This is a genomic window from Rhizobium sp. BK181, assembly GCF_014193305.1.
Classification (GTDB): Bacteria; Pseudomonadota; Alphaproteobacteria; order Rhizobiales; family Rhizobiaceae; genus Rhizobium.
The window spans coordinates 1-17,850 of sequence record NZ_JACHZA010000033.1; the positions used below are offsets into that span (position 1 = coordinate 1).

Consider the following 17,850-nt stretch of genomic DNA (forward strand, 5'->3'; position numbering starts at 1 on the left):
TCTGAGAGTAGGTGCGTTTCATTGCATCGTCCTTGCAATTGATAACCCATTGGGATCATTAGCAAGTCGCACTTCATTCTAGAACCCACCCCGGCTACATCCATAAATCAGATAAGAGTTATTATGGAACATCTGGGCGGTTTGTTTGCTGTTGCGTTTCAGCCTGAAACCGAAGGCCGAGTTTCCCAAACGAACCGCTGGCATCCGCAAAAAAGCTCTGTGTCGCGTCCAGCCAAATATTCTACTGGAGCCGATTGTTTGGATTCGTCCAGTCGAATCGCTCCCACTTTCGCAGCTCCTGGTTACTGCGCCGCATGGCTCGTAAATTGTCGCGTGCCTGGCTTGCCCACGCCGCCGGATGTTGTCTGAATGGCTGGCCGGCGCTTCATGCAGCGTTCTTACATTCGCTGTCCGGCGGGACAGCTGAGACACCGCTTTCCGCGCCTCGCAACCGTCTTTTCAGCGGCAAGCCGGAACATATTTTGGCCCCAATCGTTCAATTTCGGCGAAACAACTCACGCTCATCTGTCCTGCTACTGCGGTAATTTTAACATCGCAGTGCAAACTCTCCGTTGTGCAGGGTGCGACGAGCAACAAAAAAGGGAGTGATTAATGAACAAGCTACTCGTGACAACCGCCCTTACAATCGCGTTGGTGAGCGGCAGTGCCTATGCCGCTACCATGGCTCCAATCTCGATGTATCAGCAGCAGCCGACTGACATCCAGGCGTCCAAATTCATTGGCATGCGACTCTACGCCACCGAGAGCGCGATTACGGCTGACACCGTCGTCAAGCCTGGCGCTGAAAAGGACTGGGACGATATCGGTGAAGTGAACGAGGTGATCCTTAGCCGACAAGGCGAAGTCAAAGCCGTGGTGCTCGGCGTCGGTGGCTTTCTGGGAATCGGTGAGAAGAACGTTGCCATTCCGATGAAGGACATCAAGTTCGTCAAGGACGGCGACGATGCGAATGACTATTTCCTGGTCGTCAATGCAAATAAACAGATGCTGACCGACGCACCGGCCTATACGGCTCCAGCCGACATGAGCTCGACTTCATCGACGACTACAGCTCCAACTGCTCAATCAACCGATACGGCGCTCGTACGACCGGAGATCAAGCGTGATGGTTATCGTGCTACGGATGTGAAAGACCTCACGACGGAAAATCTCTCCGGCGCAACTGTTTATAGTGCAAAAGATGAGAATATCGGCGAAGTCGATAAACTCGTCCTCAACAATGATGGAACCGTAAAACAGGTTGTCATTGATGTTGGCGGGTTTCTCGGGATAGGCGAGCATCGGATCGCCGTAGGGCTCGACCAGTTGAACATCGTGCGCAATGAAAAAGGCGATGATGTACGCGTCTATGTCGATTCATCTGCTGATAAGCTGAAGGCCCAGCCGGAATATAAGGGTGGTTAATGATGTTGCGGGTACGGAGATTAAAGATTTCCGTGCCCAGCTTATCGCCAGTGCTGCCTAAATAGGTCTCGACTATCCTCTTGACCTGCGCGTCTAAATAGTTTCATCGCTAGCAGCCGTACACGACCTTAAACGGTTGAGGACGGCTGCTCCTGACCGTCCCGATTTCCTGAGCCGACTGAACGTTGTCATCGATAGTCAGGCAGGATCTCGGAAAACCGGACGTCATGGAGCATGCGATGCCGCTGATGTCCTTCGCCTTTCCTCCCTCCTTGCCGACAAGCTTGCCCTCTACCGACCACGCGACGCTCTCCACTTGTCCAGCCAGTGCTTGACTCGAAACGGGCGCAAGGAAAGCAATGGCAACAAAAAAAGCCTTCAAACGCATTTCGCTTTCCTTCCATACGAAGAGAAGTGATGTGAGTTGAACTTATCACGAGTGCAACCGAGTCAAAACTCATCCTTTGGCCTGCTTTTTGGTCGGCAAGCGGAAGGCGTGAAAAAATCAGCAAGACCACGCCTCTCCATGGTCAACTGATGAAGAGCCGGCTCTTCTCCCAATCCAGAACAGTATGGCACATGCATAATCAACCACCATGTTGAGCGGCTGACGTTTTGGTCTGTCTGCCCATCAACTGAACATGCCATCGACTTGAAGCGTCGCTAATTAGACCCCTTTGGAATTGTTGAGCAGGACGTCACGGATCTTGGCCAGCCAGTGCTCCCTCCTTGTCCGTCCGGAATGGGATCAGTCCCTTCAACCGCCTGAACCGCCCCCAAACATTGGACCAGCGGAGGCTGGAGTTTTCCGGCTTAAGTCAGGGAGGCAGGCTGGTTACGCTTCCCAGATTCATCAGTGTGATCGGGACCTTATTTCCGATCGCACCATGTGGCCGAACCTCATTGTAGTCTCTACGCCAATCCTCCATCTTTTCGCGGGCATCCGCAAGGGTCAGGAACCAATGTTGGTTCAGGCATTCTGCCCGGAAGCGGCCGTTGAACGCCTCGATGAATGCGCTATCGGTCGGTTTGCCAGGGCGTGAGAAGTCCAGCGTGACACCTTTCGCATAGGCCCAAAGATCCAGATCCCGGGATACGAACTCGGTGCCCTGATCGACGCGGATCGTCTTGTGATAGCCGACCTGGCGGCATACCCGCTCGAGCGTTTGCACAACATCTTCACCGCGATAGCTGTGCCTTGGGTCAAGCACAGGGGCGTAGCGTGAGAAGGTGTCCACCACGGTCAGAACGCGTAGCTTCTTGCCGGTGGCGAGCTGGTCGTGCACAAAGTCCATCGCCCATACATCATTCGGCCCTACCGCCATTTGCCGATCCTCCCGCAGCTTGGCTTTCACCCGGCGTTTCGGTGTCTTGTTACGCAATTGCAGGCCCAAGTCCCTATAAATGCGGTAGGTCCGCTTGATGTTGGCACCCCAACCCTCGCGCACCAGCAGCACATGCACACGACGATAACCGTACCGGACACGGGTCTCGCAGATCTCACGGATACGACGCTCAAGACCGGCCTGATCGGCACGGCGGGAGGTGTAGTGGTGGGTCGACCGATCGAAGTCCAGCGCCCCACAGGCACGCCGGATCGAGATCGCCCAGTCCTGGCACATGCCTTTCACCATCTCCCGCTTGCGAGCAGGCCTTAGAGCTTTCGGCGAATGACGTCCTGCAACATCTCGCGGTCCAACGTCAGATCCGCGACGATCTTCTTCAGCCGTGCATTCTCGTCCTCGAGCTGCTTCAGCTTCTTCATCTCCGGCGGCAGCATGCCCGCGTATTTTTCCTTCCAGTTGAAATAGGTCGCCTGGCTGATCCCCGCCTTCCGGCAGATCTCGGCGACCGTCACGCCTTCATCACCCTGCTTCAAAATGAACGCCTTCTGTGCGTCCGAAAACTGCGATGCTTTCATCGTCTTCCGTTCCTTTCCCAGCCAGGAAAAATGCACCGGAAAACTCTAGCCAAAACTGGTACAGTTTGAAGGGTTCAGATCACAAGCGACCTGCGTGTTTCCGGTCGTCGCCTACAAAGCTTTCACCGACGTTCGCTTGAGCAATTTACAGGGCACAAGGCGTCTGCTCGGACGAGCCTTGTTTCCCGCAACTACGCTATTCAACAATTCCGCCCCTTCTAAGCCCAGATCGTAATAAGGCAAGGCCGCAGTGGTAAGTTCCGGCTTCAGCGCCTGGTAAAACGTCCGGAAATCGTCAAAGCCGACGATACTGACATCCTCAGGAATGCGAAGGCCCAATGCCATTGCCGCAATGTATATTTGGATCGTCATTTCGTCATTGCCGCTCATGATTGCGGTCGGTCGATCGGTTTCCCGTAGCATCTCCGTTGCAACGGCAAGAACGTAGTTCTTCTCCGCTCCGACCGGTCCTTCCATTCCCAGTCGGCGAGGCCCAAAGTGGTCAATATTCGCTGCCGAACGCCCCTATCGAAATCCGGCTTTCTGGCCCGCTGGAGGGTAGCAAGATTGTCGCCACGCAAGGTGGCGAGCTTGCCTTCGAGGCAAGCATCGCCGACGGTGTCCTTTCCATCCGGCTAGCCCAGGACGATGGCTCAATCCAATACATGGCGACGCTTGGCAACGGGAAGGACCTTCGGCTGTTTCATGACAGCGGGATCGACGAGATTTTTGCCGACAGCGGAGCGGTTTGCGGAACCCGCCGCAGCTATGCGAATGTCGAACCTGATCAGCTCGAGATCTCATCCTCCGCTTCAGCGTGGGTATTTGAAAGGCATCCGAGATGATTTTCTGGTGCGGCGAAGCTCTGATCGATGGACGTCCCACGTGACGACAATAGGGGAGACAGCTTTGTCCGTCCTCTGTTGTGTCGGAATCGGCGACGTCGTTTCTATCAAGGTTGGAAAGATCACGCTGTTTGCGGCCAGCCTTGAACCCGCCGCGTGAGTATCGAAACTTGCACTCGAACACGGGGTTATGGATCAGGAAGCGCCTGCACGGCACTATGATGCGCTGAAACTGCGCCGGTAATCGAGAATGACCCACAGATGGGGGGAGCCGCCCGTAGCGGCATACTGCTCGTCGCTGTGGCGGCCGGATGAAAGCAACCATGCTTCGATTCGGGTGATCTCAAACTGTACAGCGGAGCCTTAGTCTGAGGCACCATCAGCTTACGTCTGGCTCAAATTTCCGGCATTATGGAGCAGTTGCCACAAACCGGATTAAAGGCTCATGGCCCCTTGGGGTGGAATAGACAAATTTAAGGTGATGGTTCTCGGCCGGTGTGTTGGCCGACTAAGCAGGGTCGATCATGCTGACCACTCTGGCGACAATTTCGTCGATGGTGGAGGCATCCAGCGTGTCGACATGTTTGGCAGTCTTTTGCTTCACCCGTTCCAGGATGTCGAGTGCTCTTACCTGATTGCAGAGAGCCACACCGGTCGTTTTGTGGCCTGAGATATTGACCGCAAGACCGGCTTTGCGGGTGAACGCACCGCCCGTCGTAATGGGAACTGTAAGGCACATGCCGACCATATTGATTTCACGAGGGGTGATCACGACACAGCAATGATCATCCCTCATTTCATTGCCTACAACGGGATTAAGATCGATGAGAAAGACGTCGCCACGCTTTGGAATGTTGCTTCGGACCATCAGAACACTTCGTTACCAACGGGCTTGCTAACATTCCACGAGGCCGCTTCTTTATTGAGCGCAGCCATTTCATCTGCTCCTTCGAGCAGCTCAGCCAGCGTATATCTTTTCTTTCCCTGCTTCGGGGTCGCCACAAGAGACCCATTATTGACAACCAAGGTCAACTCTGTGCCGACTTCGACGCCGAGCATCTTCAAAAGCGCGGGAGGAATGCTAAATACGGTCGCGCCGCCCTGACGGCGAATCTTTGCTGTGTTACTCATCTGATGAACTCCAGTTTGTGCTACTTAAATAGCACATTCTTTGAATGAAGCAAGGTTGCCCTCGCAAGCTTCATGGATATTTTTAACTGGACTGTCACGCGTAAAAGCAATTCGAATCGACTCCGAATGATATCCCTGGTATCGGTCCTCTCGTGTTCAGATCGATACGAATAGAGCGCTGACCTTCTGCCTCCGTCCTTACGACGGAGCGGTCCGCTTATGTCTCGCGTATCAAACGGAAGCCTGAACATGCTCCGAAGCGAATTCCCATCCTGAGGCCGAACTCCTACGACCCCTTCTCGACAGGAGACCGGAGGTTCGAAATACGACCGTTGCGCCTGGCCTGACCCGAAAGAGGGCTTCGGGCAGCATCCGCTGCTCCGCCCTGATGGCCGCGATCTCGACCCGGAGAGGGTCTGGTCGCTAACCGAGGACGATGCCTACGGTCTGTTCGTTGATTTCCGCTGGGTCGACAACGGGGGCAATCCGTTTTGCCCGCGCTGCGGCTGTCTGGAGCCGTACAGCGTCCGACGTCGCCGCTTTCGGTGCTCGGAGCCGGAGTGCTGCGCCGAGTTCTCGGTGACGTCCGGAACCGTGTTCGCCAACCGGAAGCTCTCGTTCAAGAAGATCATCATGGCGATCTGGGAGGAGGTCACGACCGCCAAGGGCATGGCGGCGCTCCATCTGAGTCTCAAGCTCAATGTCCAGTACAAGACCGCCTATGTCCTGCTGCAGAAGCTTCGCGAGGCCGTCGGCCTCCGCCGCGACGCGATCAGACTCCAGGGCACGGTGCAGATCGACGGGAAGTACGTCGGCGGCGTCCTTCGCAAGGCGAACAAGAAGGAGGAGCGCAAGGACGGTCGCAAGAAGGAGAACCAGAACGGCAAACGGATGTGCGTCCTCGCGTTAAGAGAGGCGAATCGACACGCTCCGAACCGGACGCTGACGCGTGTGATCATGGACGAGAACGGCAAGGATGCCTGGGCGGCCGTGGCCAAACATGTCGATCCGAAGGCGCTCCTGATCGCCGACGAGCATAAGGCGTACGACGATCTTATCGGCCTTGTTCAGTTGACCCGCGTGAACCACAGCATGCAACCAGGAGGACGACGGCACGAATTCGAACGTGATCGAGAGCTTCTTCAGCCGTGTCGAGAAGGCCTGCAAAGGCATCAACCACCGCTTCTCGACGAAGTACCTCGACTGGTACATGGCGATGCTGTCATGGAAGGAGGACACGCGCTACATGGGCTTGCGCTGGCAATTCGCCGATCTCCTCCGAACCATCGCCAGCAGGCTGACATCGCGCAACCTCTGCGGCTACTGGCGGTGCGCCGCTTAGAACATCGTCGACCAGGTCTGGCTGCAAGGCGAGCCGCCGGACTAACGGCTGATTTCCCAGAGGTGGCGACGACCGTGTGCGGTGCCAGCCTGTCGCACCAGTCCCTGCTTCACTAAACCATTCAGCGTTGCGGAGAACCGACTGGTGAGGGCGGACTCCAATCGTGACGCCTCGCTCCCGAGATCGCTCTCGTTTGCGAACCTGTCGGCAATCTCCGCTGTCGTCGTCGGGCGCTCTGCGCGGCGAAGGATGTCGAGTACGATATGGCGGTTATTCCTGCCCTTGAGAAGTTCGGTGACGCGACTGCTTGCTGTTTCCCTCGACGACGTGCGGCTTGCCTTCGAAGGTGGCGCAGCCAGCTCGAAACCGGGGTCATAAACTCTGATCACCGTCTCGAATGCGGATTTCTGAGCTTCGAGGACGACAATCTCGCGCCGCAGCTCTTCCATCTTGCCGTCGATCTCGACCAACTTGGCTTTCAATTCGTCTAAGACTTCCACCATACTCAGCACTCCCGAGGCACCCTCAGGAGATAGCATCGGCCGTCAGGGGAATCTTGTGGCAACTGCTCCATAATGCCGCAAATTTCTGAGGGGGCCAATGACGTGAAAGCGGAAACCCTGCGGAGCAAAGACGATCTCTGGTGCAGTACCAAAAAGAGAGGCTAGCGCTGAACGGACATACCTGGTCCCGTAGCCCTGTCGCGTCGGCGCAACTACGTTGGGGCCACCCGCCTCCACCCACTCAAGAGAAAAGGTTGGTGTGTTGCTTGCTGAAACTTTCCAATCGATATTGACGCAGCCATTACCGACTGAAAGCGAGCCGTACTTGATGGAATTGGTGATGAGCTCGTGTAGACAAAGAGCAATGGTCGTTGCAGAGGCGCGACTGATTGTTACATCGGGACCGTGGGTGTGGATACGCATCAACTCCCTAGTGTTGTATGGCGAGACCGTGACGTCAATGACAGACACCAAGGACACCTCATCTCCGCCTGCATCAAAAAGGGCAGTGTGCACATCCGACAGCGCTCTCAGCCGACCCGAAAAGTCTCCGGCCAAGTCCTCTGCAGTTACTGCGCCGCGCTTCGTCATATGAAAGATAGACGTCACGCTAGCAAGTATATTTTTTATGCGATGATTAAGTTCGTGCCGCAGTTCAACCTCTCGTTCGATGGAGTCGCGGACCTGCTTCTGACGTAGTCGAACAAGAAGGTTGGATTGGATGCTGTTGACCAGTTCCAGCTGGCTGATCGGGCGGATATGGAATAAAAGACGGGCTCCCGGCCATCGATTTTGCAGCTGCGTGCGAATCTGCTTGATGGGCGCCGACCGCTCCAGGAGCACGAGTATCGGCACCTCTGACCAATCGGGCTGTCTGACGACATAGTCCGCAACGTTGGCAACGGCCGTTGGCGTCAGAGCCTCATGCGTGATGACTATGACGCCGGGAACTTGCCATAGAAAACGGACCATGTCCTCTATTTTGCACTGTTCGACCCGAATATCTTGCTCACGAAGGGAAGCAGCTATGTAGTCGGAATCCTTGCGAAAAGGAGCTAGCACAAGAACCCAGTCCAGCTCGCCCTCGGTCGGTGCTGCGTTCATTTTGGATCAGGGAGCGGATTGTAGGGCAGCACACTTACGTTGCCGCTCTCGATCAGCAACTCCTGGATATTAAGGTCGTGAGGACCGTGACGCTTCTTCACTACGGTAATGTTTCGGCGCAAACGTCCTTCGTGCTCCATTATGCGCAGAAGAAGAACGGTGTCGCCGAGGAAGCTGACGTCAACGTCGATTCCCACGTTCTGACCTATCAAACCATGCTGGGCTACGATTAACATGGTCAGCACACCGGAGCGAGCGAGGAACTTTAGCAGCGATTGAATATCGCGAACTGCCTTTTCCCGATGTGGCAGCGAGTTCAAGTAACCGGTTAAGCTATCGATAACTACCACGCGAGCCTTGTTCTGGGTAACGGCATCCTGAACAATTTGGCCGAACTCACCCGGCGAGATTTCATTTGGATTGAAGTCACGCAGAATGAGCTTGCCTTCCTTGTGGAACTGCCGCAACTCCATCCCTAGGCCCTCGGAGCGCCGGAAAAATGTCTCCAACCGCTCCTCGAACAGGAAAAGCGCCACGCTTTCCCCTCGTTGTAGCGCGGCCGTTGCATAAAGAGATGACATCGTCGACTTGCCGGTCCCAGATTGTCCAATGACCAGGGTTGTGGTCCCCGCCTCCTGACCCCCACCGAACATATCATCAAGCGCTGCAACTCCCGACTTTATCAGTTCCGGCTTGGCAAGCTCCGATGCCGTGTTCGGCATAATCCGAGGAAATACGACAACACCCTCGCCTTCCCGGATGGCCATGTCGTGATAGCCGTCCGCGACCGGAACCCCCCGCATCTTGGAAATCTCAATGCGGCGGCGAACGCCGCCATACTCCTCTAACGCTTTGTCGAGCCGTATGACCCCATGTGCAAGACCCTCCACTTCCTCCCCGCTACGGTCATAGCCGGCAACCTGCGTATCAAGGAGCAACGCAACGACGTTCCGTTTAGCTAGAAACGACTTAAAGCCAATCAACTCGCGCCGAAACCGGGGGGAATCCCCGGTGATCAAGCGGATTTCTAGAAGCGAGTCATAGACAAGACGGCGGGGTTTGTGCTCATCGATTGCTGCCTCGATCGCCTTTCGCGTCTCATCGAGGCGAAGGTCGGACGTTAAGAATATGCTCTGATCATCAGCCTCGCTGACCGTCCCGGAGGTCGTCAACTCTTCAATTCGGATCCCGTCAAGCGACCAGCCATGCGAATTGGCGATAGCCCTGAGTTCCGCGGATGTTTGAGAAAGCGTTACGTAGATGCAACTTTCGCCAGCCTCGACGCCCGCGCGCAAGAATTGAAGTGCCGCGGTCGTCTTCCCAGACCCAGGCGCACCGTGGAGTATATAAAGATTAGACGCGGGCAGCCCTCCGCGCAAAATCGCGTCAAGGCCTTCTATCCCCGTGCTGACAACAGCAGGCGTTCCTCGCTTGGCCATTTCTCATCTTTCGCAAAAGACATTGGACGCACTTGGAAAACGGCGCGTCATCATCGTTGATAGATGATGGGATGGTTTATATGGGACTCTGCGGAAACATCAAGGCCAGCACGTGATCGCTTTAATCAGCGCAGTGTCCTTGACGGGGTTAAACACGAGGTGACAGGCTTGAATGTCCGCCTCTGGCACCACACCAATTATCAGAATCCCTACCGTAACTCGCGGACGTCGCCTTGCTCACTTCGTGAATGCCGAGGAGAAGCGAAAGTTCCCTTTGGAACCTTCGGAGCGGCCCGAGGGCGTGCGAGAAGATAGGTCCGCTCGGTTCTTCTAACGGATTCGACAGCTCAACTTGGAGCTGCTCGACGAAATGCACTGACATTCGACCAGTTAGTATGCGCAACAGGATGAACACAATGATTTCTAAAGAAATTTATGTGAAGCTATGGCAGGCAAAGGACGGTCGATATGAAGACGATCCAGATAAGGCTTGCAGAAATCATTGAAGCGTTGAGCAAGGCCCTCGACATGACGGAGGGGCAGCCGCCCGGGCATTGCATTCGTGCCTGCTTTATTGGAACGCACATCGGTCAGGAAATCGGCATACCGGACACCGAACTGCAGGAACTCTATTATACTTTGCTGCTCAAAGACCTCGGCTGCAGCAGCAATGCTGCGCGCATCTGCGAGCTCTATTTGACCGACGACCTTTCCTTCAAGCGTGATTTCAAGCTCGTCGATGGCAGTCTTTCCCAGGTACTACGCTTCGTGCTTGGCCATACAGGCCTGCAGGCTGACCTCGCGCAGCGTTTCCGTAGCATTCTTAGCATCATGCAGAATGGCGGCGAGATCGTCACAAACCTCATTCAGACTCGTTGCCAGCGCGGGGCTGAGATCGTCCGGCAAATGCGCTTCTCGGAAGCAGTCGCCGCCGGCGTGCTCAATCTTGACGAACATTGGAATGGCGGTGGCCGGCCACTTGGAATTGGCGGCGAGGCAATTCCCCTGTTCTCACGGATCGCCCTGCTGTCGCAGGTGGCCGATATCTTCCAGATGAGCGGCGGCCCCACGGCAGCCATAACCGAGGTGCGCAAGCGTGTAGGCACTTGGTTCGATCCGGCGCTTGCGGCCGCCTTTGAGCGCGTCGCCGCCGACCCGACCTTCTGGGAAACCCTTCGGTCGGATGTGTTGGAGACCGTTGTGCTGGAAAGCGAGCCCGGCCGGGAAGCAATCATGGCCGATGATGACTATCTGGACGACATCGCCGCAGCCTTTGCGCGAGTGATCGACGCAAAAAGCCCTTACACCTCCGGCCACAGCGATCGCGTCGCGCTCTTTACCGACATGATCGCCGAAGAGATGGGCATCGATGCGGGCAATCGACGGTTCCTGCGGCGCGCCGCCCTACTCCACGATATCGGTAAGCTCGGCGTTAGCAACAGCGTGCTCGACAAGCCTGGCAAACTCGACGACCAGGAATGGCAGGCGATGAAACGTCATGCCGCGTTCTCGGAGGAGATCCTGTCCCATATCGGTGCATTTGCCGACGCAGCTCGTATCGGCGGCGCTCACCACGAGCGCCTCGACGGCACAGGCTACCCGCGCGGGTTGATGGCGGACGAAATTCCAATGGAAGTGCGCATTGTGACTACGGCTGACGTCTTCGATGCTTTGACGGCGGACCGGCCTTATCGGTCGGCGATGCCAATTACAAAGGCAATTGCGATTCTTTGGGAGGATGCCGGGCGATCTCACGATCCGATTTGCGTCGAAGCTCTGGAACGTGCGATCGCCAGAACCTCCCTGAGACAGGTAACGGAGATCACGCATAGCGCTGCTTGAGCTGAATTCGGCTAAACGCCTCTAGTTACACTGAGCCGCACGTTTACCACTGTCTAGAAACGTTCGTGGTTTCGAGGCACGAAAGGATCGGTAGCGCGCGTCGCCTCGGTAAGATGTTCTGTAGCGGCCAGATTATCGCCAAATGGCTTGAGGCGTAGAATGCCGCCCTGATGATGCCTTTCTTCGAAGCCTCCGGATGCGAGAGCAGTTCGAAATACAGTCACTGAAGGCACCATTTGTACGGCTGTTCGGCTCTGAGGCGACCGCCTCGAACAGCGCCGAAAAGTCATGCTAGCGGTGATGTAGCGGGCTATGCGGGTCTCAATCCCTGAGGCTTCACAACACGACCTCAAACTTCTGCGGACGCTCCCATTCGGACGAGCCAGGCTTGAAGCCAGCCGGGAGGGAGGATTACGGATAAGAACGCCGTCGCGAGATCAGAGGAGTCGGCTTCGGGAACTCGTAGCCAGAAATGGGAAATTGCTCCCCCGAGCATCGCGACGAAACGATCTTCAGCTGGCGACAGGTCGAGCCCGCGTCGCTTAGATATCATGAACGTAAGCGGGCGGATGTGCCACGCATGGCGCTGGATCTGGGAGAGGACCCCTTTTTCAGATCTTCGGAAACAAGATCTTCCGGATATGACCCCAACCCAACCCAGCTTTAAGCAAATCGTACTTTGCTCCCAGCTCGTTGACGCGCCATTGTCGCTCGCCTGCGACTGATACAGCCGACTTCTCCGCGTTAGGCTGATTGTCAGTGACGACAATCTGGACGTGGCACCTTAGCTCGACTCGAGACCACCGCGCCCGGCATAGCCAGGGGATGTGAAGGACCGCAGACCTTGACCATGCGGGTGTCGCACAGCCAGTGTCTCTCGACAGCGCTGGGCTTTAACTCCGGAGCTAGCATACAACGACGACATTCGGGAACAACCGTGACCCCCCTGCGTTACGTTCGCAGCCGAGCGTAAGCGTAATTGGAGCGCGGTGCTCTCCTTATCCTCAGGTGTCCTGAGGTCGCTTCCAGCCTTCGAGCTGTGACGCGGGGTTCGAATCCCTGCCTCGGCTACCAAACCAATATTGCCATCGACATCGGTTCGCTTAACTCAACCAACACTACATGCTTCGCCGAGCTCCGGAATGATTGCAACTTATGCTCCGTGTCGTGTGGTGACCCTCCCCCATCACAGGAAACGACTTCCCTGAGATTCCTGCGCCGCCTGCAGCGCATCGGAGCAAAGGAGGTTAGGCTCATTACATTACAGCTGTCGCCGCCGTCCGGTCAGGGCGAAGCAAGGGCGGCGACGTGAAATTTTGCATCCAAAGCATTCTCTAACACACGGCAGTTGACAGAATATATCGTTCATTCCCGTCTGACACCAAACCTTTGGGAACGGCCTCGGCGCGCTTCCTGAAGCGCCGCTATCGCACCGAGCCACTTGCTTTCGAGAACATCATGAATCGCGAACCCGATCTTGTCCGCGCTAAAATCCATATTTTCCAGTTCGCCAATGAGTGCGGTTAGTTTGGGATCGACGATGTTGTAGAGTTCGTCACCATTGTTGGATCGCACATTTGCCATCGTAGACACCCCTCCAAGTCTGGCGGGAGAGAATGGCCTCGCGGCTCAAATGTCCGCCCATAAGGCCTTGTCACGCTGATTTGTTCATCGACATCGCGGTTCCCGGGTCTCAACGGCGACTACGGCGTAACGGCGCATGACATAGCACGGATCGGCGCGGCCCCATTAAAGCAACCTGGGTGGGGTTTTGTGGATCGACGAGTGACGCGTCCGTTGGAAAAATCAAACGAGACCCTCCCCTCGCAATGTGGTTGCTTCGATGAGGACTTCCCTGACGTTGCGGCAGTCATCGTGCCCTTCTAAAGTTTACTCTAACGATAAAACAGTGAACTATTGTTTTTGTACATTGATTAGGCGTTGCTCATACTGGTAGGTTGCCTTGGTGTTTGCCGCGAACGACTTCTTTTGAATGAGGGAGGCTGGTCTTGCGAAAGATTGCCGTGAATGAGGACTATCTCGTCAGCAGCCTGGCCGATGACAGCATCTTGCCTTGGACTGCAGTGCTCAAACACATCGACCACAAACGATCAAATCTAGCTCCAAATAGAAAGCTACCGACGAACTTTTCGTTCGTGAAGGTTGCCTTTAAGATCCTCTGCCGGGAGAACAGCGTTTCGCACGATAGAAGGACAAGCATTGAAATTGCGGCACTTTTGGTCGCTCTCGTAAGGGAGGGCGCGCATTGCGAAAAGGAACTGATTGACGGTGTCCACCAGAGATGGTCACCATTGCGCGTTCACTAGGGTAGGCCGAGCCTTTGCTGCTTGCGCATGTCGGGGCTGGTTTCTCGGCGTATAAAGTACCGATTCCCCGCTGGCGGCGTGTCAGCCGGTGTCAGCTATAACCGTTGGGACACGCTCATGATATATAGGTCAATCGAAGCTGACATCGCGCGACTGCCCGAGCACCACGGCTTTCCATCAACATATGGTGAAGCTCGCTGCGATGAAATCTTGTTTAAAGAAATGGATAGATCACGCGAACTGTCGGTAAAACGCTCCCTCGCGCAGACTGAATTCCAATCTGACGGCGAGACCGCCGCTGCTGCCCCCGCCGGATGTATTGCTATGTACGCCAGCAGACCCGCCAACCGACGCATTCATGCCAAGGCCCCCGCTTGATGTCTCCAACGCTCGCGTTGACGCCATCAGCGCCACCGACTGAACCGCAACGCCCGCTTCTACCATTCTGCCCGCCGATATCCACAGCAGTGACTGAGAGAGGCTTAGCGAGTGCCGCGCATCCGAGCAAAAATGCGGCAACTGCCGACGCCGGTTCGGGTAAAAGACCGTCTGCAGCAACTTGGCACTGTTCCAGAAGAACCCGTGCTCGCTGAAACCTTGAGCTTTCCACTGTGGTGGCAACTCAAGAACTAACGCGGTCTGATCCATGCGGCGCATAAGATCGACTCTCGCAGTGGGGTTCCCGCACGCCACACGGTCCACAACCTTCACGAAATCTAACCGACTGTCGTTTTGCTTGAAGCTGACGATCTGGCAGGTTATCGTATGGGAGTTGCCCACTCTCGGGCGCTGCTCATCACCTTAGCCCCACTCTATGGGGCTCCTTTTTCCAATCAGATTGAGACAGAAAGCTTGGGAGTTTCCGATACTACGGCGGGGTTGATTGTGCTAAAAAAAGAACAAAGGAGGAACGCAGGTTGAATGGAGTTCGCCATTACCCACCAAAGAAGTCATTGCAGAATGCCCTTGCTGTGGTGGTGGCCAGCGTACGGGAGCACGCGAGCGCGAGTCAGAACGCCGGAACAGGCCTTCGGCAAGATCGAAATCGGCCTGCCGCTGCCAAAGGTAAAAGGGCAGCAGCTGGCTCTAGATCTCCATTGAGGCAGCTGCGAGAGGCCTCGCTCCAAATTCGGCCGCAATTGTGGCCGAGCCGCGGTCTAGTCTTGGTCTAGCGAGCTGCCGATGTCTGCCGTCTTTCGTGCAGTTCTTTTTACTGAGACAGTGCCGAAGAAGTCAGTCACACCCTGCGGCTTCTATCCACTCCCGTTTTCCTCCACAATCATGAAGGCGCTGACGGAATTTGGCGGCAGCGTACCGCGTTTGTGCGTCAAGACCGGATAGATCTGTGCATTGGGCGGTAAATCACATTCAAGCTCAATATCCGATAAATTCGCCCGCAAATGAAGCTCGTGATCGCCGAGCTGCCATCCCACAAACAGGCATCGATCGAGCGACGGGACCACCTTGCCGGAATGACCTTTTGCTTGGATCAGATGCGGTACGATACACTTCCGCCGGACACTGATCAGTCGGGTGAGCCATTCTCGCCAACGCAACCGACGATCCATGAATGCTTCGCTCCATAAAAGCTTGCTGGACTGAAATGTCGCCAAGTGGTTGGGGTCCGCAATCTCGCCGTCTTCGGTATCCCGGGAAGGGGAGCCAAAATTTCTCGCTTCCTTTGGTCTGCTCTCACGCACCGTACGGGCGAGTTCCCCCTCATAGTCGGCGAAGAAGCGAAACGGTCGTGAGCTCAGATGGTCATCGCCCATAAACATCAACGGGATTTGAGGTGACAGCATCAGGATTTCGGTGAAGGCACGGAAATTTTCTTCACCCACCAAGCTGGAAAGGCGATCGCCCTGCGCCCGGTTCCCTACCTGATCGTGATTCTGCAGAAAATGCACGAACGATGTAGGGGCAATTGCTTCGGTTGGAACCTTCGCGCCGCCCAGTGTCTGCACTCCCTCCCTCACATATCCGCTAGCCAGGGCTTGGCGCAGTTTAACCCAGGGAGCATCCTTAAAGGGTGCGTAATGACCAGAGTTCTCTCCGGTGGCGACGACATGAAGCGCGTGATGGAAGTCATCATTCCAGTCGGCCTTGAACAGTGGACGCCCATTGCGATTAGCGATCATGTCCGTCCCGTTGGCCGGATTCTCCGTCATCAAATGAACGTGGCGCACATCGAAGTGGCGGCTGACTCTCTCCGATATCTCCTCAAGGATATGATGATGGCTCTTGTCATCGATCTGGTCGATTGCGTCCAGTCTCAAGCCATCCAATCTGAATTCACTAAGCCAGTACATGACGTTGTCGATGAAATATTGACGCACGGGGATCCGCTCGAAAGCGATGCGTGGTCCCCATGGCGTCGGACTATCGCTTCGAAAGAAGGCGGGAGCATAGGTCGGAAGATAATTTCCTTCAGGCCCGAAGTGATTATACACGACGTCAAGAAAAACCATCAGACCAAGACCGTGAGCCGCGTCGATGAAGGCTTTGAAATCCTCTGGAGTGCCGTAGCTATTGTGAGGCGCGTAGTGAAGGACACCATCGTAACCCCAGCCACGGCTGCCGGGAAATTGCGCAATCGGCATCACCTCAATCGCGGTGAACCCGAGATCCGCTAATAGGCCCAGCCGCTCTGCTGCTGCCCGAAACGTTCCGTCTTCGGTGAACGTCCCGACATGGAGTTCGTAGATGATGGCTTCTTCCCAGGGCCGACCCTGCCAATCTGGATGTCTCCAGTAGTAGGCGTTTGGATCCACGAGCATGGATGGACCTCCGACATCGCCCGACTGATATCTTGAGGCAGGATCGGGAACAGCGGTGCCATCCGGAAGGATGAAACTGTAATGCGTCTGAGGAGGCACATCGCTCCTGAGTGTCTCGAACCAACCATCCTCCTTTCGATCCATGGAGACATCTTCGGAGCCCACCCTCAGCGCCAACGCTTTGACGTCGGGCGCCCAAAGTCGAAAGCAGATACCGTCCTCCTGGTACGACGGTCCCCAGGCAAATCTTTCCAACGAGCAAGTCATCAACGCAGTAACCCCTGTCCGCCATCGACAAAGACAGGCGTTCCGGTGACATGTCTGGCGGCATCAGACAACAGGAAGGCAATGACTTCGGCGACATCGCTACTCATTCCGGGCACACCTCCGGTAATTGGAACTTGTCCGTCCGGCCAGATCACCGGGATGGCTGTCTCCCGCTCACCCCTCAGGGCCGTGCTGGCTTCGATATTCGTCTCGATCTCCCCAGGGCAGACCGCGTTAATACGGATATGGTGTCGGGCGAGCTCAAGCGACAATTGCTGAACCATGGCAACCTGCGCGGCCTTTGTCGCAGTATAGGCGGTCGCGCCTGGGGTCGTGAACGTTCTTGTTCCATTGATGGAAGACACAACGACGATTGATCCTCCGCCGTTCCGTTTCAGCTCGGGAACCGTGATATGCAGTGTCAGAAACGTACCCGTCAGATTGACGTTGATCGTTTGCTGCCATTCATCTTGCGTGAGATCATCGATCGGAGCCCAGACGCCGTTGATACCTGCGTTCGCGACCACCGAGTCGAGACGACCATATTCATCCACCAATCTTCTCACGCTTTCACGCATGTCACGTTCGATACTGATATCCGCGACCAATGTCAGAGCGCGTCCATTGGCATTGCGGATGTCGCGCGCCGTAGCCTCAAGTTCGTCGGCGGTGTGTCCCAATAGCCCGACAGAAAACCCGTTCGCAGCGAGGCAAATTGCTGTCGCTCGACCAATTCCAGAACCTGCGCCAGTCACAAGCGCGACAGGTGTAAGCATGTTTGAACTCCGTTCTACGAATTGCATCGTTGGCTTGCCGCTCATATACGGCCCAGTAACGCCAAAGCTGGATAGCGGTTCCTGAGGAGGCCCCCCCTCAGGGGTGCAAAAGCCTCATTGACGCCTTGAATAGAGGGCTTGCATATGCCGG

General features: G+C 55.7%; 12 protein-coding genes, 1 tRNA gene and 3 pseudogenes. 5 read left to right on the forward strand and 11 right to left on the reverse strand.

The features are described 5' to 3' along the window. Positions 1-612 precede the first annotated feature (612 nt). On the forward strand, positions 613-1,425 hold the full coding sequence (locus FHT77_RS30580; RefSeq protein ID WP_183759228.1) for a PRC-barrel domain-containing protein: 813 nt from the start codon (positions 613-615) through the stop codon (positions 1,423-1,425). 109 nt (positions 1,426-1,534) lie between these two features. Here the strand turns inward: FHT77_RS30580 and FHT77_RS30585 are convergent, their stop codons facing one another. The 3 genes and pseudogenes from FHT77_RS30585 to FHT77_RS30595 all read right to left on the reverse strand — a co-directional run. Continuing rightward, positions 1,535-1,813 (reverse strand): hypothetical protein, encoded by a 279-nt coding sequence (locus tag FHT77_RS30585; RefSeq protein ID WP_183759229.1) that lies wholly within the window; start codon positions 1,811-1,813, stop codon positions 1,535-1,537. Positions 1,814-2,243: 430 nt separating this feature from the next. Continuing rightward, positions 2,244-3,346, reverse strand: a protein-coding gene (locus FHT77_RS30590; protein ID WP_183759230.1) for an IS3 family transposase whose coding sequence is annotated in 2 segments (ribosomal slippage) — positions 2,244-3,085 and positions 3,085-3,346 — 1,104 coding nt in all. Because the reading frame shifts where the segments join, the coding sequence is not laid out codon by codon here. 111 nt (positions 3,347-3,457) lie between these two features. Beyond that, positions 3,458-3,832, reverse strand: a pseudogene (locus FHT77_RS30595) (substrate-binding domain-containing protein); the annotation flags it as partial. Here FHT77_RS30595 and FHT77_RS31870 point away from each other — a divergent pair. After that, positions 3,826-4,191: pseudogene (locus tag FHT77_RS31870) on the forward strand (glycoside hydrolase family 32 protein); the annotation flags it as partial. The pseudogenes FHT77_RS30595 and FHT77_RS31870 overlap by 7 nt on opposite strands. 508 nt (positions 4,192-4,699) lie before the next feature. Here the strand turns inward: FHT77_RS31870 and FHT77_RS30600 are convergent. Together FHT77_RS30600 and FHT77_RS30605 are read right to left on the reverse strand one after the other, a co-directional pair. Then, positions 4,700-5,059, reverse strand: coding sequence for a type II toxin-antitoxin system PemK/MazF family toxin (locus tag FHT77_RS30600; RefSeq protein ID WP_183759231.1), 360 nt, complete (start codon positions 5,057-5,059; stop codon positions 4,700-4,702). Continuing rightward, positions 5,059-5,322 carry an AbrB/MazE/SpoVT family DNA-binding domain-containing protein gene (locus FHT77_RS30605; protein WP_183759232.1) on the reverse strand — a complete coding sequence of 88 codons (264 nt, stop codon included), beginning with the start codon at positions 5,320-5,322 and terminating at the stop codon, positions 5,059-5,061. Before FHT77_RS30605 ends, FHT77_RS30600 begins: the two co-directional genes overlap by 1 nt. Positions 5,323-5,769: 447 nt before the next feature. Between FHT77_RS30605 and FHT77_RS30615 the strand changes: the two are divergent. Further along, positions 5,770-6,664, forward strand: a pseudogene (locus FHT77_RS30615) (IS1595 family transposase). A gap of 41 nt (positions 6,665-6,705) precedes the next feature. Here FHT77_RS30615 and FHT77_RS30620 read toward each other — a convergent pair. Genes FHT77_RS30620 through FHT77_RS30630 form a run of 3 tightly spaced genes read right to left on the reverse strand, consistent with a single transcriptional unit; the run spans position 6,706 to position 9,710 of the window. Next, the gene (locus FHT77_RS30620; protein ID WP_183759234.1) at positions 6,706-7,167 is read right to left on the reverse strand and encodes a hypothetical protein; all 462 of its coding nucleotides are present in this window, start codon (positions 7,165-7,167) and stop codon (positions 6,706-6,708) included. A gap of 42 nt (positions 7,168-7,209) precedes the next feature. Beyond that, complete coding sequence (locus FHT77_RS30625) at positions 7,210-8,271, reverse strand: sensor histidine kinase (RefSeq protein ID WP_183759235.1); 1,062 nt, start codon at positions 8,269-8,271, stop codon at positions 7,210-7,212. Beyond that, positions 8,268-9,710, reverse strand: a complete 1,443-nt coding sequence (locus FHT77_RS30630) for an ATPase domain-containing protein (RefSeq protein WP_183759236.1) — start codon at positions 9,708-9,710, stop codon at positions 8,268-8,270. Before FHT77_RS30630 ends, FHT77_RS30625 begins: the two co-directional genes overlap by 4 nt. 468 nt (positions 9,711-10,178) lie before the next feature. Between FHT77_RS30630 and FHT77_RS30635 the strand changes: the two genes are divergently transcribed. Together FHT77_RS30635 and FHT77_RS30640 are read left to right on the forward strand one after the other, a co-directional pair. Beyond that, positions 10,179-11,552: an HD-GYP domain-containing protein gene (locus FHT77_RS30635; RefSeq protein ID WP_183759237.1), complete on the forward strand. Its 1,374-nt coding sequence runs from the start codon at positions 10,179-10,181 to the stop codon at positions 11,550-11,552. A gap of 961 nt (positions 11,553-12,513) precedes the next feature. Beyond that, positions 12,514-12,626 (forward strand) — tRNA-OTHER (locus FHT77_RS30640). Positions 12,627-12,917: 291 nt separating this feature from the next. On the opposite strand, the gene FHT77_RS30645 is transcribed toward FHT77_RS30640, so the two are convergent. From FHT77_RS30645 to FHT77_RS30655, 3 genes are all read right to left on the reverse strand, one after another. Further along, complete coding sequence (locus FHT77_RS30645; protein ID WP_246712855.1) at positions 12,918-13,136, reverse strand: hypothetical protein; 219 nt, start codon at positions 13,134-13,136, stop codon at positions 12,918-12,920. A 1,996-nt stretch (positions 13,137-15,132) separates the two neighbouring features. Beyond that, positions 15,133-16,923: a malto-oligosyltrehalose trehalohydrolase gene (gene treZ, locus FHT77_RS30650; protein WP_183759252.1), complete on the reverse strand. Its 1,791-nt coding sequence runs from the start codon at positions 16,921-16,923 to the stop codon at positions 15,133-15,135. Further along, positions 16,923-17,699, reverse strand: a complete 777-nt coding sequence (locus FHT77_RS30655) for an SDR family oxidoreductase (protein WP_183759253.1) — start codon at positions 17,697-17,699, stop codon at positions 16,923-16,925. Before FHT77_RS30655 ends, treZ begins: the two co-directional genes overlap by 1 nt. Positions 17,700-17,850: the final 151 nt, after the last annotated feature.

Excerpts from the sequence above, each read along its gene's own strand:
- FHT77_RS30580 (WP_183759228.1), top strand. The coding sequence starts at position 613 with ATGAACAAGCTACTCGTGACAACCGCCCTTACAATCGCGTTGGTGAGC.
- FHT77_RS30585 (WP_183759229.1), bottom strand. The coding sequence starts at position 1,813 with ATGCGTTTGAAGGCTTTTTTTGTTGCCATTGCTTTCCTTGCGCCCGTT.
- FHT77_RS30600 (WP_183759231.1), bottom strand. The coding sequence starts at position 5,059 with ATGGTCCGAAGCAACATTCCAAAGCGTGGCGACGTCTTTCTCATCGAT.
- FHT77_RS30605 (WP_183759232.1), bottom strand. The coding sequence starts at position 5,322 with ATGAGTAACACAGCAAAGATTCGCCGTCAGGGCGGCGCGACCGTATTT.
- FHT77_RS30620 (WP_183759234.1), bottom strand. The coding sequence starts at position 7,167 with ATGGTGGAAGTCTTAGACGAATTGAAAGCCAAGTTGGTCGAGATCGAC.
- FHT77_RS30625 (WP_183759235.1), bottom strand. The coding sequence starts at position 8,271 with ATGAACGCAGCACCGACCGAGGGCGAGCTGGACTGGGTTCTTGTGCTA.
- FHT77_RS30630 (WP_183759236.1), bottom strand. The coding sequence starts at position 9,710 with ATGGCCAAGCGAGGAACGCCTGCTGTTGTCAGCACGGGGATAGAAGGC.
- FHT77_RS30635 (WP_183759237.1), top strand. The coding sequence starts at position 10,179 with ATGAAGACGATCCAGATAAGGCTTGCAGAAATCATTGAAGCGTTGAGC.
- FHT77_RS30645 (WP_246712855.1), bottom strand. The coding sequence starts at position 13,136 with ATGGCAAATGTGCGATCCAACAATGGTGACGAACTCTACAACATCGTC.
- treZ (WP_183759252.1), bottom strand. The coding sequence starts at position 16,923 with ATGACTTGCTCGTTGGAAAGATTTGCCTGGGGACCGTCGTACCAGGAG.
- FHT77_RS30655 (WP_183759253.1), bottom strand. The coding sequence starts at position 17,699 with ATGCTTACACCTGTCGCGCTTGTGACTGGCGCAGGTTCTGGAATTGGT.